Source organism: Aquabacterium sp. (genome assembly GCF_049274795.1).
GTDB lineage: Bacteria > Pseudomonadota > Gammaproteobacteria > Burkholderiales > Burkholderiaceae_C > Aquabacterium.
Genome location: NZ_JBASTH010000086.1, coordinates 1 through 17,842 on the forward strand (window position 1 = coordinate 1; position 17,842 = coordinate 17,842).

Below are 17,842 nucleotides of genomic sequence, written 5' to 3' on the forward strand. Positions count from 1 at the left end.
GGCGGCCGGTGCCGCGGGCGCCTGCATGGGCACCATGCGCGGCGTGACCGCCATGCCGGGGCGCACGAGGCCCTTGATGATGATCTTCTCACCGGCCTGCAGGCCGCCGTTGATGACGCGCAGCCCGTCCACCACCGGCCCCAGTTCGATGGGCCGGTACTGGGCCTGGTTGTTCTCGCCCACGACCAGCACGTAGTTGCGCCCTTGGTCGGTGCCCACGGCCTGATCGTCGATCAGGACGGCCTCGCGCGCCGCGCCGGTGGACAGCTTGGCCCGGGCGAACATGCCGGGTGCCATGCGCCCATCCGGGTTGGGCACAACGGCGCGCGCGCGGATCGTGCCGGTGCTTCGGTCAATGGTGTTGCCCACGAAGTCGAGCGCGCCCCTGTGCGGGAAACCCTTGTCCGTGGTCAGCCCGACCTGCACGGGCAGCGAAGCCTTGCTACCGGCGCCCGCAGCGGGCCGCGAGCGGCTGACGACGTTGAGATAGGTGGCCTCATCAATGTCGAAGTACACGTGCAACGGGTCGATGGATACGATCGTGGTCAGCAGCGTGGCCGCGCCGGCGCCGCCACCGCTGACCAAGTTGCCCTCGGTCACGAGCACGCGGTCGACGCGCCCGGCGATGGGCGCAGTGACGCGGGCGTAGGACAGGTCCAGCTGAGCCGCAGCAACGGCGGCCTTAGCCGCCTGCACCTGAGCCTGGCGCGCGTTGCGTGCGGAGGCGGCATCGTCATAGGTCTTGCGCGCGACGGCGCCGGTCGCCACCAGGCGCTCGGCGCGGTCAAAGTCGGCCTGGGCCTGGCTGGCCAGCACCTCGGCCTGACGCAGTTGCGCCACGGCCGTGTCGAGCGCAACCTGGAACGGCCTCGGGTCGATCTGGAACAGCAGTTGGCCCTTGCGCACGAGGCTACCTTCGGGAACGCTCACCGCATCGACGGCGCCGCCGACCCGCGAGCGCAGCTCGACGGTCTTGGGCGCGGCCAGGAAGCCGGTGTACTCGGCCGATGGCGCGACCGTGCGGGTAATGACCTCGGCCACGGGCACCTGCGGCGCCATCGGCGCGCCCGCCGGGGGCGCCGCGGCCTTGCCCTCGTCCTTGGCGTCGCGGGCAGCGATCGCTATCCCCCCGACGGCTGCGATGACGCCTGCCACCACAATGATTCTGATTTTTTTACGCATGGAAGTGACCCTTTCTTGGATGCAGGACTCCGGCCCTTCCGAAGCGCTCTGCAGACATTTGTGTGGAGGCTAGGCGTTACAACGACGGCAAGGTCAAGCCCTCTTGTTGCCTCAGCGGGCAGACGGCACGGACAAGGTGGTGGGACGCCCGGCGTCGTCGCCGTGGTTGGCCTCCGGCGCGCCCTTGAAGCGCAGCAGGCGCAGTGCGTTCAGCGTGACCAGGGCCGTGGCGCCGGTGTCGGCCAGCACGGCAACCCACAAGCCGGTGATACCCAACACGGTGGTGACCAGGAACAAGCCCTTGAGGCCAATGGCGAATACGACGTTTTGGTGAATGTTGGCCATCGTCGCCCGCGACAGGGCCACCAGGTGGGCCACGTCCGTGACGCGGCTCTTGAGCAGCGCGGCATCGGCGGTTTCCAGCGCCACGTCCGTGCCGCCGCCCATGGCGATACCCACGTCGGCGGTCGCCAGGGCCGGCGCGTCGTTGATGCCGTCGCCGACCATCGCCACCTTGGCATCACGCTTCATCTCGTTGACCAAGCGCAGCTTGTCCTGCGGCAGCAGCTCGGCCTCCCACTCGATGCCCAGCTTGCCGGCGATCGCCTGCGCGGTGCGGCGGTTGTCGCCGGTCAGCATGACCGAGCGCACGCCCATGGCGTTGAGCTGGGCCACGCCTTCGCGCGCGTCGCGGCGGGGCTCGTCGCGCAGGGCCAGCAGGCCCAGAACGTTCTTGCTGGCTTCGTCGAACAGGACCACCACGGTCTTGCCGCCATCCTCCAGCTTGTCGATTTCCCTGCGGTGCGCGGCTGTCAGCGTGGCCGTCTGTTCCGCATGGGCGGGCGATCCGACAGCGAGCGCACTGCCGTTCACGGTGGCGCGCACCGCCTTGCCGGCAATGGCCGATGCGCCCGTGGCCTGGGGAATCGCCACGTCCAGGCTCTTGGCATGGGCGACAATGGCCTTCGCCAAGGGATGGTTTGAGCCGGACTCGACAGCGGCGGCAAGCGCAAGGACCTGTTGATGCTTGAACAGCCCGAAGGGCAGGACCTCGGTGATGCGCGGCTTGCCCTCGGTCAGCGTGCCAGTCTTGTCGAAGGCAATTGCGCGCACGCGGCCGATGGTTTCCAACGCGTTGCCACCCTTGATCAGCAGGCCCCGTCGTGTGGCCACCGCAAGGCCCGAGGCGATGGCCGCCGGTGTGGAGAGCACCAGCGCACATGGGCAGGCAATCAACAGCAGTGCGAGGCCGCGGTACAGCCAGGTACCCCAGTCGCCACCCATGGCAAGTGGCGGAACCACCACGATCAACGCCGCGATGGCCATGACGGCAGGGGTGTAGTAGCGGCTGAACTTTTCGATGAAGCGAGCCGTGGGCGCCTTGGAGGACTGCGCCTGCTCCACCAGTTGGATGATGCGAGAAATGGTGTTGTCCGATGCCGTCTTCTCGACTTGTACTTCGAGCACGCCATCGACGTTGATGGAGCCGGCGAACACGTCGGCACCGATAGCCTTTTGACGCGGTACGGACTCGCCGGTGATAGGCGACTCGTCCAGGCTGCTTTCACCGCGGAGGATCTTGCCGTCCGCAGGCACCCGGTCACCAGGGCGCACCAGCACGCGGTCGCTCACGCGCAGGGAAGCGGCGGGCACTTCGCGCTGCCCGCCCGCGGCATCGAGCAGTACCGCCGTCTTAGGCACCAGGGAGGCCAGCGCCTTGATGCCGGCGCGCGCGCGGCCGGCGGCCACGCTTTCCAGCAGCTCGCCGATCGCGAACAGGAACACCACGGCAGCAGCTTCCTCGGCCTCGCCTATCACGAGCGCGCCCAGCGAGGCGACGACCATCAGCGTTTCGATAGAGAACGGCGAGCCTGACACAGCCAGCGCGAAGGCTTTGCGAGCGAACGGCAGCACGCCCGCGATCACCGCAGCGGCGAAGATCCATTCAGCGTAGCCAGGAACGAACTGCGCGATCGCGTAGGCCGAGCCCATCAGGCCGCCCAGGCCCAGCACGTGCCTGCCTTTCTTCGTCTGCCACCAGCGCTGATGGCGCGCCGTCGATGCTGCTGCTGGGGCCGCGGGTGCTGAGCCATCATGGCGGCGCACGTCGGAGACGCCGAAGCCCAGGCTCTTGATGGTCTTCTCGATGTGGCCGAGCTGCGTGGGGCCGCCAGACGCGAGCGTCAATTCCAGCGTTTCTGCGGTGAAGTTGATGCGGGCATCGGACACGCCATCCATGCGAGCGAGGGCCGTTTCGATCTTGCCGACGCAACTGGCGCAGTCCATGCCCTCGACGCGCATGGACACGTTGGGGGGCGTGCTGGGTGCTCCACGGGAGGCAGAGGCCGGCGCATGGTCATGCCCACTGCAGGCCCCGTGATCGTGACCGTGGTCATGGGCATGGCCGTGACCATGGGCATGCCCATGGTCATCACCGCACGCTTTGCCGTGCGAATGATCGTGCCCGTGGTCGTGGGCATGCCCATGGTCATGGTGGCCGCCGCAGCCGGCGTGGTCATGCGCGTGGGCCGCATGGCGCGGTGCAGGTGCTGCGGACATTTCGGACGCGGGCAGTGCCTGCACGTCGAAGCCCAGGGACCGGATTTTCTTGGCAATGTCGCGTGCAGTATTTCGGCTACTTGTGCTGCGCGTCAACGTCAGCGTCTCATTTGTAAAATTAACCTGTACATTTGATACGCCATCAATTCGACCAAGCGCTGTTTCAATCTTGCCGACGCAACTGGCGCAATCCATACCTTCGACCCGAAAGCCCAGTTGTTCGTCCTGCGCTCCTGTGCCGTCCTTTGTTTCCAAAGACATATCAATCTCCTGGTTCTCTGAGTAATCGCCGTGGCAGGACGCACAAATCAGCGATCGGAATGTTATACAAACAAATGAACACTTGTTTGTATGTTTATTCAAAAAAAAGAAAGAATCTCTTTCTGGCTGAACCATCCGACCGCTGCTTTATGCTGCTGCCATTAAGTCATTTTTTGTTGCGCAGCATCTAGTAGGTTTCAAATGCGGTGCGGTAGGCATCACTATAGGTATCAGGCGTCTGCTCACCAGCCCAGAATCCAGCCATTCCCGCAACCTGCCAATCTGCCAAATCACTCTTTACTTGAGCACGAGTCAATGCCACCGGAGCCTTGTAAGCCGCACCCAGCTTGAGCTGGAGGTAGCTCTCGTAGGCTTGTTGGTAGGCTTGGGTGTGCGAAGCGGTGGTGATTCCGCGCGAGGTGAGCGCGTGCATGCCGGAGATTTTCCACAGTTCCAAATCAGCCATCACTTCAGCACGAGTCTTTCCTGCTGAGGGCGCCTGATACATATCACCTTGGGTCAATTGCAAGTAGCGCTGAAAGGCAGCCTGGTATTGAGGGCTGGACGTATCCGGGCCGCTTTCGCCGCGAGACAACGCTTCCAGCCCAGATTGCCTCCAAGCAGTCAGATTTTCTTGGACCTGTTGCCGTGTCATATCTGCGGCGAACGGTTGAGCGTTTGCTCCAGCAGCAAAAAGTGCGGAAAGCAGAACAGCAAAGCGAATTTTCTTGGACATGGTCAATACTCCTTGACGTTAAAAATAATGGCGTGGTCCTTACGCCTTTCGGATACCCCGTAGACAAATAATAACACACATGAGGATATGTTCAAGTGTTTATTTTTAGAGTGCTTTTTGCTTGTGGGGTCTTCTAGGCATTCAGCAAGGCGCGCCGGTGTCTCTCTAGATTGATAGCCAAAAAAAGCCTACCCCTTGAAGGAGTAGGCCGGCGCGCACTCACATGTTCAGTCAATCGTCGTGTCTGTCCTCCGAAATGTGAACCGCCATGTCCTGGAGTACCTGGCTGACGTGCTGGTCGGCAATGCCGTAGAAGATGTGCTTGGCTTGGCGCTCGCCGCGCACGAGGCGCGCGCCGCGCAACAGGCGCAGGTGATGGCTGACCAAGGACTGCGACAGGTCTAGCGAGCCAGCAATGTCGCCCACTGCGACCGATCCGCGCATGCACAGCAACAGGATTTTCAATCGCGATTGGTCGCCCAGCAGGCGGAAGGTCTCTGCCAGAACAGCGACGTCACTTTGCGATAGTGCGAGGACATCAGTGGTCGTGCCGTGGTTAGAGGTCGAACATTGCACAATAGCGGCGCTGGTGGTTTTGCGGGATGTCATGGATTCAAACCCTCAAGTGAACTGCGAACCGTCTAGCACGGCCTCAATGCTTGTGACCGGGAGCGGAGTGGTCATGGTCATGGTCATGATTGTGCTCACTGTGGTCGTGGCCGCTGTGGTCCTGACGGCCTGTCGTGGGTTGCAGGCTGCAGATGTTCTCGTCAGCCTCCGAGTTCCAGTCGATTCCGACTGTGGCGTGTTCGATGCTGAACTGCTCTCGCAGCACCGCCTCGACGCGCTTGACCACAGCTCGCGCCTCCTCGTCCACGTTGGGTCGAACGTGTAGCGTGGCCATCGTGCGACCGGAAGTGAGTTGCCACACGTGAACATGGCTGACAGCCGCCAGGCCGGGCACAGTGCTCATCAGGCCTTGTTCCACCTTTTCCGGCGAAGCGTCCTCTGGCGCACCCTCCAACAGGATATGGATCGACTTGGCCAGGAGCTTCCAGGCGCTGCGCAGAATCAACGCCGCTACTAGAACCGACAGGATGGGGTCGATCGGAGTCCAGCCGGTGAAGTAGATGACGATCGCTGCAACGATGGCGCCGACAGAGCCGAGCAGGTCACCCATCACGTGGAGGATGGCACCTTTCACATTGACGTGATCGGTTTCGCCGCGGGTCATGATCCACAGCACGAGGACGTTGATCAGTAAGCCGAGCACGGCGACGATCATCATCGGGCCGGCGAGGATGACGGGCGGCGCCTGCAGCCGCTCCCACGCCTCGTAGGCGATCCATGCGACGATCGCGAACAGGGTCACGGCGTTCAGGAAGCCGGCGATGACCTCGAAGCGCAGGTAACCGAATGTGCGTTTGCTGTCGGCTGCGCGGCGACCGAATCGGAAGGCAGCGTAAGCCAGGGCAAGTGCCACGGCGTCGGTCAGCATGTGGCCAGCATCGGCAAGTAGGGCTAGCGAGCCCGACAGCACGCCGCCGACAGCTTCCACGAGCATGAAGCCGAAGATCAGGAAGAAGGAAACCAGAACCTTGCGCTCGTTGGCGCTGGTCACTGTGGGGGTGTGGTCGTGATCATGGTCGTGACCATGATCATGTGCATTGGATTGGGACATGGGCGCCTCTGCTGGTTGAGTGTTTGACTATGGTGAAATATAACACATGAATATGTGTTCATTTGATATATTTTGGCTCACCCTTCTCAGCCTCCGAAGCCATGCGTTGTGATGCCGCAACGAGAAAATGTGCCTATCCTTTCGGCCAGATACGGTGCAGGTCATCCAGAATCAGCTGGTGATGGTGCCTGCCTTGGTCTGCGTGTGTGCGTAAATGAGGGTGATCCGGCGGCAAGCTGGGGTGGTCATGCGCCACGTCAGAAGGGTCGCTGGCCGGCCACAGCCAGAGCGTCAGCGCCACGCCGGCCAAGCCGACCAGGGACATGACAATGAAGGTCGATGGCAAGCCCATGACCGCGCCGAAGCGGCCGGCAAGTGGGTAGCAGATGAGCCAACAGGCGTGCGACAGCGCGAAGTGTGCCGCGAAGATCGCAGGACGGTCCTCGGCATGGGCCGAGCGGCGCAGAAGACGGCCGGATGGCGTTTGCGCCACGCTGTAGCCAAAGCCGATGATCAACCACAGCGGCAGCAACAATGCATAGCTCGGCAGCAGTGCGCCGATCCCCGTGCCCACGACCAGTACGGTAGCGCCGGTGAGCATCGCGGTTCGGTCGGCCACCTTTTCCAGTAAGGATGGCAGAACGAAGGCTGCCACCATCGAACCGCCTCCGAATGCCGCCAGTGCCGACGCCACTTCGACCTCGCCTAGGCCAAAGCGCGCCTTCACGAGAACCACCGTGTTCACGATCACCATGGCGCCCGCCGCCGAGACGGCCAAGCTGATCGCCAGCAGGCCCCGCAGGCGTGGCGTAGCGAGATAGATGCGTGTGCCGCGGGTCGTGCGATCCCAAATGCCGCGGCGCGGTCCGGGAATAGTTGTGGGCAACCGCACGCTGACCACGAGCGCGGCTGAAACGAGGAAACCGAGCACTGTTCCCGCGAACAGGTTGTGAAAGCTGATGACGGTCAGCAGCGCAGCAGCCAGCATCGGGGAAATCAGGCTTTCCAGGTCATAGGCCAGCCGGGACAGCGACAGCGCCTTCGTGTAGTCCTCTTCATCGGGAAGGATGTCCGGGATAGTGGCTTGGAAAGTCGGCGTGAAGCCGGCGGATGCCGCTTGCAGGACAAAGATCAGCAGATAGATCTGCCAGACCTCGGTGACAAATGGCAAACAGATCGCGACAACCGCTCGTACCAGGTCCAGCGCTACGAGTAATGACCGTCGCGGGAACTGGTCGGCGAAGGCCTGTGCCGACGAGTGCGATCACCTGCGCGGTGAACAGGTGGCGGTAGGTGCGGTTCTTTAGGACGGAGAGCATCGAGAGACCTCAGAGCAGTTTGGTTAGTGCCTTCATTTCGGCCAGAACGGAGTCCTCATCATGAGACAGGCAGTGGTCGATGTGGTCATGGATCAGGACGCGCTTGGCCGCTGTGACGGCGCTCTCCACCGCAGCGAGCTGGCGAGCGATGTCCAGGCAGGTTTCTTCTCCTTCGATCATCCCGATGACGTGTCGCAGATGACCCTCGGCGCGCTTGAGCCGTTTCACGAGATCTGGGTGGCTGGTGTGCTTGTGCATCTCTTTCATGCAGCAATCATATCCCCCCCTGGGGGATATGCTCAAGGAGTCTGCATAGCTGTTTGCGCAGTGGATTAGCCCCACCTCGCCTCTCGATGTCTTGCGCCCGACGCCCTCTCTAAGGCGATTGGTGCTCAAAGGAGGTAAGGTTTTCTTTCCCATTCATATGAATAAATATACAATTGTTCATATCTAAGCCAGTAGACAGTGGCTTTTCAACGACAAGCACTTGCTCGGAAAGAGAACACCCAGCCGGGGGTAAGTACTGATGCAACACCGATGGAGAATTGAATGCTTCGCAAAGACATACGCAAGGGATGGATATGGGCGGTATCCACGCTTTGGGCCGGCACCGTGCTAGCCCAGCCAGTAGCCGCCCCTCACGTCCCATCCAGACCAGACAGCCACATGGTCGCCCAATTGTGGGAGTCAGCTTGGCAGCGGCAGCCAGAAGCCGCTGGAGAAGGCGCCTGGCAGCAGGCCGCCCAAGCACGCCAAGAGACGGCCGGTAGTTGGGTGGCAGGTCCGATGGCGCTGGAAGCCTCCACCAAAACTGATCGGTTCAACAACCGCAACGGAAAGCGCGAATATGAAGTCGGGGTGGCTATTCCCCTTTGGATGCCTGGTGAGCGCGCCTCGTCGGCACGCTGGGCGGACGCGGAAAGCCTCGCTCTATCCAGCCGGATGCTGGCCGCCAAGCTACGCACGGCCGGACAGGTTCGCCAGGCATGGTGGGCATGGCAGCGTGCCCAGGCCGAATTGATGGCGGCGCAGGATCGCACCCGCAGCGCGGACGAGTTGGCGCAAGATGTGGCTCGCCGGGTTCGCGCGGGCGACCTGGCGCAAGCCGACAGAAACCAGGCCGATGGCGCCTTGGCGTCGGCTCGTAGTGCCCTGGCCATTGCTCAGGCCGAAGAAGTCACGCAGCGCGAGGCGTTGTTGGCACTGACCGGCATCGAGAGTATCCCGTCGCAGGCCGATTCCGCGCAGCCGGAGCAGTCAGGTGTCCGAGTTCAACCGGCATCGGCACAGCCGTCCGGCGCGTTGTTGGGTAACCACCCTGCGCTGCTGGAACTGCAGCACAAGGCGCTGGCGGCCCGCCGCTCTGCGGAACTGGTGTCCCATCAGAAGTACGCCAACCCCGAACTGACCCTGGCGACCACGCGGGATCGGGGCGGCTACGGCGAACGCTACAACCAGACGATCACGGTGGGTGTGCGCATTCCCTTCGGTACGGGTAGCCGTCATACCGAGCAATTGTCCAGCGCCAATGCGCAGGCACTGGAGGCTGAGTCGGCACTCGCGGCCCAGCGCACCCGGCTACTCTCGGAAATTCGAACTGCCCAATCGCGCGAACTGGCAACCAGCACCCAGATGCAGGCCGCTTCGGAGCGCCAGCGACTAGGGCCTGTTAACACATCCGAAGTCCATCAGCGACAAGGACGAAGCTGATGAAGCCCAGGAACATGAGGTCGAGTTTCTCGAACCGCGAGAAGATGCGGCGATAGCCCTTGAGCCGACGGAACAAGCGCTCGACCTCGTTGCGACGCTTGTACATCTCGCGGTCGTACTCCCAAGGTTCGATCCGAGTCCTCATGGGTGGCACAACCGGAATGAAGCCCAGATCAAGTGCCAGCTGCCGCGTCTCGTTGCCTTCGTAGGCACGGTCCATCAACAAGTGCACTGGTCTGCTGGTCGGCCCAAGACTGCTGAGCAGGCGCCGGCCTTCAGGCGCGTCGTGCGCCTGACCAGGCGAGAGGCAGAACGTCACGGCCGTTCGAGCATCCGCGGCAACCATATGAATCTTGGTGTTCCATCCGCCTCGGGACTTTCCGATGGCTTGTGGGCCGTTTTTTTTAGTGCCCCCGTGCCGTCGGGATGGACCTTGATGCTTGTGGAGTCCAGCGAGACCGCCTCGATCTTGATGCGCACGACCTGCGCGCGCTGTAACTCCTCGAACATGCGATCCAGGACGCCTGCTTTGGTCCAGCGGTTCATACGCGTGTAAATCGTGTGCCAGTTGCCGAAGCGCTTGGGCAGTCCGCGCCACTTGCAGCCATGCTCGGCCACATAGAGGATCGCATTGACCACCTGCAGGTTACTCAGGCTGACGTTGCCACGCTGCTTGGGCAGGCAGTGCTCAATAGTGGCGAATTGTGCGGGCGTGATCTCCATGCCCGAGATTGTCCGATGCAATCGCCACGATCGCCATTAGTGTTAACACGCCCTAGCCCAACAAACGCGCACCTTCTACCAAAAGTCGTTCGCGATGGGCGAGACGGACATGCCGACACGCCTTCGCATCGAGCAGGAGGCCACCGAGGCCGAGCGCGCGGCGCTGCTCGCCAAGGTGGAGCATGCCGCGGCCATCTCGTCCCTGTTGCAGGCTCAAGGCACGCTGCCGCAGCCGACCGAGACTTTCACTGACATCTCCGGCACGCGCTGATCAGCGCGCGCTCAACCATCCTGGAACCTTAGAAATGTCGCAATCCTCTTTCTGGCGTGCTGCTGCCTTGTCCAGCCTCCTGCTTGGCACCAGCGCAACGTGGGCCGGCGACGGCCATGACCATGGCGAAGCCGCTCCTGCCCCCGCAGCGGCCGCGCTTCCGCGCTTTGCCGCAGTTTCCGATGACTTCGAACTGGTGGGTGTGCTGAACGGCCAGCGTCTCACACTCTACCTCGACCATGCTGCCGACAACCGGCCGGTGACCAATGGCGAGCTGACCCTCGAGCTGGGTGGTCGACAGGTAAAGGTCAGCCCACACGGGGTTGGAGAGTTCGAGGCCGATCTGACTGAGCCGCTATCCGATGGCGAGACCTCAATCATGGCCACTGTTACTGCGCAGAGCCAATCGGACCTGTTGACTGGCGTTCTCGATGTTCATAGCGAAGACGCCGAACACGAGCATGCCGTCGCATCCGGCCGTGTGCTCGTACTAGGTGGCGGTGCCGCAGTCCTCGGCGTCGGTGTCCTAGCGTGGGCGCTGCGCAGACGTACACGCACCAACGGTGCACTGCGAGGTGCAGCATGAAGCGCAACTTCCGTTTCCTAATGACGACGGCCATGGCGGCTGCATTGGCTCTGGCTGCTCCCGCGTTCGCTCACGACGGTCACGACCACGGCGACGAAGCGCCGGCTGCGTCTTCCAATGGCCCCCAGCGCCAGCCTGATGGCAGCGTGTTTCTTCCGAAACCGTCACAACGTCAGATCGGTGTACGCACCCAGCTGATCAAGCAGGAGCCCTTGGCCCGCAGCCATGAACTGGCTGGCAAAGTAATCATGGACCCGACGACAGGCGGCAAGGTCCAGGCAATGGTAATGGGCCGGCTGGTGCCCGGGCCGGATGGTCTGCCGCAGATCGGCCAATCCGTGCGCAAGGGCCAGGTGCTGGCTTACATCGAACCGGCCAGCGGTGTGCTGGAGCGCTCAGGCCAGATGGCCCAGGTTGCCGAGCTGCGTGCGGGCCAAGCGCTCGCGCAGAAGCGCCTGGCCCGGCTGCGCGAGCTGTCGGAGACCGTGCCCCGCAAGGAGATCGAAGCAGCCGAAAGCGAAGTAAACAGCCTGACCGAACGCGCCCGCGCCTTGAGCGGGGGCCTCGCCGGCAGGGACGTACTAAAGGCCCCAGTCAGCGGCGTCATCGCATCCAGCCCCGCAGTTGCCGGGCAGGTCGTGGATGCGCGCGAACTGGTGTTTGAGGTGGTCGATCCGACCCAACTGCGCATCGAGGCGCTTGCCTACGATCCGGCAATGGCACAGAACCTGGCCGGTGCTGCACTCGCAGTAGGCGGTCAGAAGGTGCCGCTGAGCTTCGTCGGGGCCGCCAGCAGCCTGCGCGAGCAGGCCCTGCCCATGCTGTTCAAGGGCACCAGCGAAAGCCTCTCGCGCTTGGCGGTCGGTATGCCGGTGGTGGTCTTCGTGCAAGAGGCGACGACGGTACCTGGCTACCGCGTGCCTTCCGGTGCGCTGATGAAGAACCCTGCCAACCAGAACATCGTCTGGGTCAAAGACCAGGCCGAGCGCTTCGAGCCACGTGTCGTGAACATCACTCCTTTGGATGGTGCATCCATCGCTGTCACTTCGGGCCTGGCGGACGGCGACCGCGTGGTTGTCGAGGGCGCGTCCCTGATCAATCAAGTTCGTTGAGGGGCACCATTCCATGTTCAAGTGGCTTCTCGAAAATAGCTTACGAAACCGGCTCCTGGTCATCATCGGGGCGCTGGTGCTGATGGCGTATGGCGCGTTCACCCTGACGCGCACGCCGGTAGATGTCTTTCCCGATCTCAACAAGCCGACCGTCACTCTCATGACGGAGGCTGGCGGCATGGCTGCCGAAGAAGTCGAGCAGCTCATCACGTTCCCGCTCGAAACGGCCATGAACGGCCTGCCCAGCGTCGAAAGCGTGCGCTCGGTCTCCAGCGCCGGGCTTTCCTTCATCTACGTGACATTTGACTGGAAGACAGACATCTTCCGGGCGCGCCAGATGGTCTCCGAACGCCTGACGTCCATGGAGGAAGGGCTAGCCCCGGGCGTGACGCCCACGATGGGGCCAATCAGCTCAGTGATGGGCGAGATCATGCAGATTGCAATCCCCATCGGTGCCAAGCCCTCAGGGCAGAAGAACGCAGCCCCGCCGCTGTCGGCCATGGACACGCGCGAGTACGCGGACTGGGTGTTACGCCCCCGGCTGATGGCCATACCTGGCGTTGCCCAAGTCATCCCGATCGGAGGCGAGGTCCGTCAGTTCCAGGTCCAGCCCAACACCACGCGAATGTCAGAGCTGGGCGTGACTGCGTCCGATCTGGATGCGGCTCTCAAGGGCTTCTCCGCGAACACTTCCGGCGGCTTCCTGGAGATCAATGGCCGCGAGTACCTGATCCGCAACCTGGGCCGCACGTCCCGACTCGACGACCTGCGTAACCTGCCTCTCGCGGTGCGTGCGGGCCAACCCATCCTGATCCACCAGGTCGCCGATGTTCAGTTTGCGCCAGCCATCAAGCGCGGCGATGCGGGCTTCGAGGGCCTGCCAGCCGTGATCCTGGGCATCCAAAAGCAGCCCACGGCCGATACGATTGCACTGACCCGCTCGATCGAGTCAGCGTTAGCGGACATGAAGGGCTCACTGCCGGCTGGCATGGCCGAGCCGCAAGTGACCTTCCGACAAGCCAACTTCATCGAGGCGTCCATCAGCACGCTGCAAGGCAAGCTCATCGGCGCATCGGTCTTCGTGGCGGTGATCCTGTTCTTCTTCCTGGGCACTTTGCGCCCCCTGGTGATCGCGTTGACCGCGATTCCTGCCTCGATCTTCGTGACCGGGCTGGTGTTCCACTATTTCGGCCTGTCAATCAACACCATGACGCTCGGTGGGCTGGCGATCGCCATCGGCGGTCTCGTGGACGATGCTGTGGTCGATGTGGAGAACATCATGCGGCGGCTCAAGGAGAACCGCGCCCGCCACCCTGAGAACCGGCTGACGCCCCTGGTCATCGTTGCCAGGGCCTCGATGGAGGTTCGCTCGGCGATTCTCTACGCCACGATGATCATTGTGCTGGTGTTCCTGCCCCTGTTCGCGCTGCCGGGGATGGAAGGGCGCTTGTTCGTGCCGCTGGGCATCGCTTTCATCGTCTCCACGCTAGCCTCGCTGCTGGTCTCTGTGACGGTCACTCCGGTGCTGTCGTACTACCTGCTGCCCAAGATGAGGACGCTGGACCATGGCGACACTCGGATTCTAGCCTGGCTTAAGGCGCGTTATCAGGGCGGCCTGCAGCGGGTCTTGCAGCGGCCGCGTGCCGCCCTTGGCATGGCCGCTGTGGCTGTCACACTGGCTGTCGCCGCGGTGCCATTCTTCCCGACCACGTTCCTGCCCCCGTTCAATGAAGGAACGTTGCTGGTGGGCCTGCGCCTGAATCCCGGTGTGACGCTGGCCGAATCTTCGGCGCTTGCCCAGCAAGCCGAGCTGCTGGTCGCGCAGGTGCCGGAGGTGCAGCACGTGGGCCGGCGCAGCGGACGGGCCGAGCTGGACGAGCATGCCGAAGGTGTGCATGTCAGTGAACTGGACGTGGGTCTGCTGCCTGCCTCAGAGCTAAAGCGCTCCATGGAGGAGATCACCGCCGACATCCGTTCGCGTCTGGCTCACTTGCCCGGCTCCATCGGCATTGGCCAGCCGATCTCGCACCGCATCGACCACATGTTGTCGGGGGTGCGCTCGCAGATCGCCATCAAGGTGTTCGGCGAGGACCTGGACGTCCTGCGCGGGCAGGCGGATCTGCTGCGCGCCAAGCTGGCCGGAATTCCGGGGCTTGCTGACCTGGAGATCGAAAAGCAGGTCCTTGCGCCGCAGATCAAAATCCGCGTGGATTATGCGGCGGCGGGACGCTACGGCGTGGCCGCACCGCAAATTCTGTCCACGCTACAAAGCCTGGTCGAAGGCGAAAAGATCACCGAGGTCATCGAGGGCAACCGCCGCTTCGCGCTGGTGGTTCGCCTGCCCGAGCAGGCGCGGTCGATTGAGGGCTTGAGCCGCATCCTCATCGACACGCCCATGGGTCGGGTCCCGTTGTCGCGCCTTGCCACCATCGAAGACAGCGACGGCCCCAACCAGGTCAGCCGCGACGATGGCCGTCGGCGCATAGTTTTGTCGGCCAACGCTCAGAGACGGCCGCTGTCCGAAGTAGTGGCCGACATACGCAGCGTCGTCCAAGAAGTGCGCTTGCCCGAAGGCTACTTCATCACGCTGGGCGGCCAGTTCCAGGCACAAGAGGAAGCCTCGCGACTGGTGGGCCTGCTGTCCATCGTCTCCCTGACGCTCATGTTCGTGGTGTTGTACACGCGCTACAAGTCGGTCGCCCTATCGGCGCTCATCATGGTGAACATTCCATTGGCCCTGGTCGGCGCCGTGCTGGGGCTGTGGCTGTCTGGCCAGCCGTTGTCCGTGGCCGCTCTGGTCGGCTTCATCACGCTCGCGGGTATTTCTGTGCGCAACGGCATCCTGAAGGTGAGCCACTACCTCAACCTCATGCGCATGGAGGGCGAGGACTTCGACCAGAAGATGATCGTGCGTGGCTCGCTCGAACGGCTTTCCCCGGTTCTGATGACCGCGCTGGTCACGGCCTTCGCACTGGCCCCGCTGTTGTTCGAGGCGTCACGACCCGGTACTGAGATCCTGCACCCCGTCGCGGTGGTGATCTTCTCGGGGCTGGTCAGCTCCACGCTGCTGGACACCTTCCTTACACCCGCCATGTTCTGGCTGTTCGGCCGCAAGCCTGCCGAACGCCTGCTGGACGACCGCGACGCGGGGGCATTCTGATGCAACGCCTTCTGTCACCCGATTTCAACCACCGTAACCCTATAGGAGCTTTCATGTCTGTTCGATTTCGTTCCCTCACGGCTGGCACCGCCCTCGCCCTGGCATCCGTCACCGCCTTCGCCGCAGGCGACCATGACCACGCGCATGACCACAAGCCGCTGCATGGTGGCGTCGTGACCGAAGTCCGGGACGTGGACTACGAGTTGGTCGTTCAGCCCGCAGCAGCGCAACTCTACCTGCGCGACCACGGCAAGCAGGTCAACGTAAGCAACACCAAAGCCAAGCTCACGCTGTTGACCGGCTCACAAAAGCAGGAGGTGCAACTCACGCCTGCCGCGGACGGAAGCCGCCTCGAAGGCAGCGGGACCTTCGCCGCAGCCAAGGGCACGAAGGCCGTTGTCCAAGTCGAACGTGGGGGCAATACCGCGAGCGCCCGGTTCGTTCTTCCGTAGTGTTCAACGTGATCGTCAGGGAACGAGCTGTAATCTGGCGACCACCTGACAAAAGGCGCGACATAGGCGCTCACTATTTCCTCAAAAACTTTGGAGATGTAAATCATGGACATGCATTTCGACGTCATTGTTATCGGTGCCGGCCCTGGCGGATACATCGCGGCCATTCGCGCTGCCCAATTAGGCATGAAGGTCGCTTGTGTAGATGCCTGGAAGAACAAGGACGGAAAGCCAGCACCTGGCGGTACCTGCAACAACATCGGTTGTATCCCTTCGAAAGCGCTACTGCAGTCGTCAGAGAACTTTGAACAAGCCAAGCACCACTTTGGCACGCACGGCATCTCCACGGGTGATCTGCGCATGGATGTGACCACGATGCTGGAACGTAAGAATCAGGTGGTGAAGTCCAGCAACGAAGGCATCCTTTATCTGTTCCGCAAAAACAAGGTCCAGTTCTTCAACGGCCTGGCGTCTTTCACCAGGACTGTCGATGGTGGCTTCGAGGTGAGCGTCGCCGCCGATGAGGCTGTTACCTTGGTGGGCAAGCAGATCATCGTTGCCACAGGCTCCAACGTGCGGCCGCTCCCCAACCTACCGTTCGATGAGCGGGTCGTGCTCTCCAACGACGGCGCGCTGAACATCGCGGCCGTGCCCAATCGGTTGACCGTCATCGGTGCCGGCGTGATCGGCCTGGAGCTGGGCTCCGTTTGGCGCCGCCTGGGGGCGGATGTCACGATCCTCGAAGGCTTGCCCAGCTTCCTGCCAATCGTCGACCAAGCCATCGCCAAGGAGGCGAAGAAGGCGTTCGACAAGCAAGCCCTGAAGATCGAACTAGGTGCGAAGGTTCGCGAAGTCAATGCAACCGAGGCCGGCGTGACTATTCACTACACCGACAGCCAGGGCCAGACGCAGTCCTTGCAGGCAGACAAAGTGATCGTGGCTATCGGCCGTGTGCCCAACACCGAAGGCCTGAATCCGGCCGCCGTGGGACTCCAACTGGATGAGCGCGGCGCCGTGGTGGTGGACGATGCATGCCGCACCAGTGTGCCCGGCATCTGGGCCATCGGTGACGTGGTGCGTGGCCCGATGTTGGCGCACAAGGCGGAAGAGGAAGGTGTCGCAGTGGCCGAGCGCATTGCCGGCCAGCACGGTCACGTCGATTTCAACACGATCCCCAACGTCATCTACACCAGCCCGGAGATTGCCTGGGTAGGCCGCACCGAGCAGCAGCTCAAAGAGCAGGGCACCGCCTATCGAATCGGTTCCTTCCCGTTCATGGCCAATGGCCGCGCGCGTGCACTGGGCGACACGACGGGCCTCGTCAAGGTGATCGCCGATTCTGCCACGGACGAGATACTCGGCGTGCATGTAGTCGGCCCGCAGGCCAGCGAACTGGTGGCCGAGGCCGTGATCGCCATGGCGTTCAAGGCCAGCAGCGAAGACATCGCCCGCATCTGCTTTGCCCATCCGACCCTCTCCGAGACGTTCAAAGAGGCCTCGCTGGCAGTGGACAAGCGCGCGCTCAACTTCTGATTGATCGGAAGCGGCATCCAAACCGCCTCACCGAACGCAGCTGCGGGCGGTGGGGCGCATATCGCCATGGAACGTAGGCCACGCTGCAACGGCATGCTATGCCCAACAGTTACTCGTCGTTGTGGTCTTCCGCGATGTGGGTGGCCATATCCAGCAGCACCTGGTTCACGTGCTTGTCCGCCACCTCATAGAAGATCTGTTTGGCCTGGCGCACGCCCTTGACCAGGCGAGCACCGCGCAGCAGCCGCAGGTGGTGGCTCACCAGCGACTGCGAGAGTTCGAGGGTTTCAGCGATATCCCCGACCGAGGATGAGCCCTTCATGCAGCACAGCATGATTCTCAGCCGGGACGGGTCACCCAGGAGGCGGAATGTCTCAGCCAAGATGGTCACGTCATTCTGTGACAGCGATTCCAAATTGGCGCTGGGATCCTTCGGTGGGGTACTGAATGGCTTACTTGTATTCATTTTTAAAATATTTCCTAACCTCGAATGGCTGTTTTCGCCCTTCAGAATTAACAAGGCAGCAGCCGCTTAGGCGCGCGCAGCAAAGAACCAG

Annotated in this window: 15 protein-coding genes and 1 pseudogene; 7 read left to right on the top strand and 9 right to left on the bottom strand. The window is 62.6% G+C overall.

Annotation, left to right across the window (positions count from 1 at the left end; all coding sequences use genetic code 11):
- The 7 genes and pseudogenes from WAQ08_RS13730 to WAQ08_RS13760 all read right to left on the bottom strand — a co-directional run.
- On the bottom strand, positions 1-1,182 hold a 1,182-nt coding region (locus WAQ08_RS13730), incomplete at its 3' end, for an efflux RND transporter periplasmic adaptor subunit (protein WP_422192170.1).
- 111 nt (positions 1,183-1,293) lie between these two features.
- A complete protein-coding gene (locus WAQ08_RS13735) occupies positions 1,294-4,002 on the bottom strand; it encodes a heavy metal translocating P-type ATPase (RefSeq protein WP_071538391.1) in 2,709 nt (902 codons plus the stop codon).
- Between the two features lie 187 nt (positions 4,003-4,189).
- Entirely contained in the window at positions 4,190-4,738 is a 549-nt protein-coding gene (locus tag WAQ08_RS13740; RefSeq protein ID WP_039016765.1) for a DUF4148 domain-containing protein, read from the bottom strand.
- 231 nt (positions 4,739-4,969) lie between these two features.
- Positions 4,970-5,347, bottom strand: coding sequence for an ArsR/SmtB family transcription factor (locus WAQ08_RS13745; RefSeq protein ID WP_023110690.1), 378 nt, complete (start codon positions 5,345-5,347; stop codon positions 4,970-4,972).
- A 43-nt stretch (positions 5,348-5,390) separates the two neighbouring features.
- Positions 5,391-6,419: a cation diffusion facilitator family transporter gene (locus WAQ08_RS13750; protein WP_021205762.1), complete on the bottom strand. Its 1,029-nt coding sequence runs from the start codon at positions 6,417-6,419 to the stop codon at positions 5,391-5,393.
- A gap of 133 nt (positions 6,420-6,552) precedes the next feature.
- A pseudogene (locus tag WAQ08_RS13755) lies at positions 6,553-7,738 on the bottom strand (MFS transporter).
- Between the two features lie 9 nt (positions 7,739-7,747).
- Positions 7,748-8,005 carry a metal-sensing transcriptional repressor gene (locus WAQ08_RS13760; RefSeq protein ID WP_039016764.1) on the bottom strand — a complete coding sequence of 86 codons (258 nt, stop codon included), beginning with the start codon at positions 8,003-8,005 and terminating at the stop codon, positions 7,748-7,750.
- 399 nt (positions 8,006-8,404) lie between these two features.
- On the opposite strand from WAQ08_RS13760, the gene WAQ08_RS13765 reads away from it, so the two are divergent.
- Positions 8,405-9,448 (top strand): TolC family protein, encoded by a 1,044-nt coding sequence (locus tag WAQ08_RS13765; protein ID WP_224031673.1) that lies wholly within the window; start codon positions 8,405-8,407, stop codon positions 9,446-9,448.
- Here the strand turns inward: WAQ08_RS13765 and WAQ08_RS13770 are convergent.
- A protein-coding gene (locus WAQ08_RS13770; protein ID WP_128654794.1) for an IS5 family transposase occupies positions 9,408-10,171 on the bottom strand; the annotation gives its coding sequence in 2 pieces (ribosomal slippage) (positions 9,408-9,856 and positions 9,856-10,171; 765 coding nt in all). The genes WAQ08_RS13765 and WAQ08_RS13770 overlap by 41 nt on opposite strands.
- Before the next feature lie 109 nt (positions 10,172-10,280).
- Here WAQ08_RS13770 and WAQ08_RS13775 point away from each other — a divergent pair.
- The 6 genes from WAQ08_RS13775 to lpdA all read left to right on the top strand — a co-directional run bounded on the left by WAQ08_RS13775 (position 10,281) and on the right by lpdA (position 17,285).
- Positions 10,281-10,442: a hypothetical protein gene (locus WAQ08_RS13775; protein ID WP_225104336.1), complete on the top strand. Its 162-nt coding sequence runs from the start codon at positions 10,281-10,283 to the stop codon at positions 10,440-10,442.
- Between the two features lie 34 nt (positions 10,443-10,476).
- On the top strand, positions 10,477-11,028 hold the full coding sequence (locus tag WAQ08_RS13780) for a hypothetical protein (RefSeq protein ID WP_039016763.1): 552 nt from the start codon (positions 10,477-10,479) through the stop codon (positions 11,026-11,028).
- Complete coding sequence (locus tag WAQ08_RS13785) at positions 11,025-12,140, top strand: efflux RND transporter periplasmic adaptor subunit (RefSeq protein WP_003821159.1); 1,116 nt, start codon at positions 11,025-11,027, stop codon at positions 12,138-12,140. The genes WAQ08_RS13780 and WAQ08_RS13785 overlap by 4 nt, the downstream gene beginning before the upstream one ends.
- 13 nt (positions 12,141-12,153) lie before the next feature.
- Complete coding sequence (locus tag WAQ08_RS13790) at positions 12,154-15,300, top strand: efflux RND transporter permease subunit (protein ID WP_039016762.1); 3,147 nt, start codon at positions 12,154-12,156, stop codon at positions 15,298-15,300.
- Between the two features lie 53 nt (positions 15,301-15,353).
- Complete coding sequence (locus WAQ08_RS13795) at positions 15,354-15,752, top strand: hypothetical protein (RefSeq protein ID WP_015912828.1); 399 nt, start codon at positions 15,354-15,356, stop codon at positions 15,750-15,752.
- 105 nt (positions 15,753-15,857) lie between these two features.
- Positions 15,858-17,285 carry a dihydrolipoyl dehydrogenase gene (gene lpdA, locus WAQ08_RS13800; protein WP_003821161.1) on the top strand — a complete coding sequence of 476 codons (1,428 nt, stop codon included), beginning with the start codon at positions 15,858-15,860 and terminating at the stop codon, positions 17,283-17,285.
- Positions 17,286-17,394: 109 nt separating this feature from the next.
- On the opposite strand, the gene WAQ08_RS13805 is transcribed toward lpdA, so the two are convergent.
- A complete protein-coding gene (locus WAQ08_RS13805; protein ID WP_003821162.1) occupies positions 17,395-17,751 on the bottom strand; it encodes an ArsR/SmtB family transcription factor in 357 nt (118 codons plus the stop codon).
- Positions 17,752-17,842 lie beyond the last annotated feature (91 nt).

Coding starts and splice junctions, on each gene's coding strand:
- WAQ08_RS13780 (WP_039016763.1), top strand. CDS start 10,477: ATGTCGCAATCCTCTTTCTGGCGTGCTGCTGCCTTGTCCAGCCTCCTG.
- WAQ08_RS13790 (WP_039016762.1), top strand. CDS start 12,154: ATGTTCAAGTGGCTTCTCGAAAATAGCTTACGAAACCGGCTCCTGGTC.
- WAQ08_RS13785 (WP_003821159.1), top strand. CDS start 11,025: ATGAAGCGCAACTTCCGTTTCCTAATGACGACGGCCATGGCGGCTGCA.
- WAQ08_RS13740 (WP_039016765.1), bottom strand. CDS start 4,738: ATGTCCAAGAAAATTCGCTTTGCTGTTCTGCTTTCCGCACTTTTTGCT.
- WAQ08_RS13750 (WP_021205762.1), bottom strand. CDS start 6,419: ATGTCCCAATCCAATGCACATGATCATGGTCACGACCATGATCACGAC.
- WAQ08_RS13745 (WP_023110690.1), bottom strand. CDS start 5,347: ATGACATCCCGCAAAACCACCAGCGCCGCTATTGTGCAATGTTCGACC.
- WAQ08_RS13765 (WP_224031673.1), top strand. CDS start 8,405: ATGGTCGCCCAATTGTGGGAGTCAGCTTGGCAGCGGCAGCCAGAAGCC.
- WAQ08_RS13805 (WP_003821162.1), bottom strand. CDS start 17,751: ATGAATACAAGTAAGCCATTCAGTACCCCACCGAAGGATCCCAGCGCC.
- WAQ08_RS13735 (WP_071538391.1), bottom strand. CDS start 4,002: ATGTCTTTGGAAACAAAGGACGGCACAGGAGCGCAGGACGAACAACTG.
- WAQ08_RS13760 (WP_039016764.1), bottom strand. CDS start 8,005: ATGAAAGAGATGCACAAGCACACCAGCCACCCAGATCTCGTGAAACGG.
- WAQ08_RS13795 (WP_015912828.1), top strand. CDS start 15,354: ATGTCTGTTCGATTTCGTTCCCTCACGGCTGGCACCGCCCTCGCCCTG.
- lpdA (WP_003821161.1), top strand. CDS start 15,858: ATGGACATGCATTTCGACGTCATTGTTATCGGTGCCGGCCCTGGCGGA.
- WAQ08_RS13775 (WP_225104336.1), top strand. CDS start 10,281: ATGCCGACACGCCTTCGCATCGAGCAGGAGGCCACCGAGGCCGAGCGC.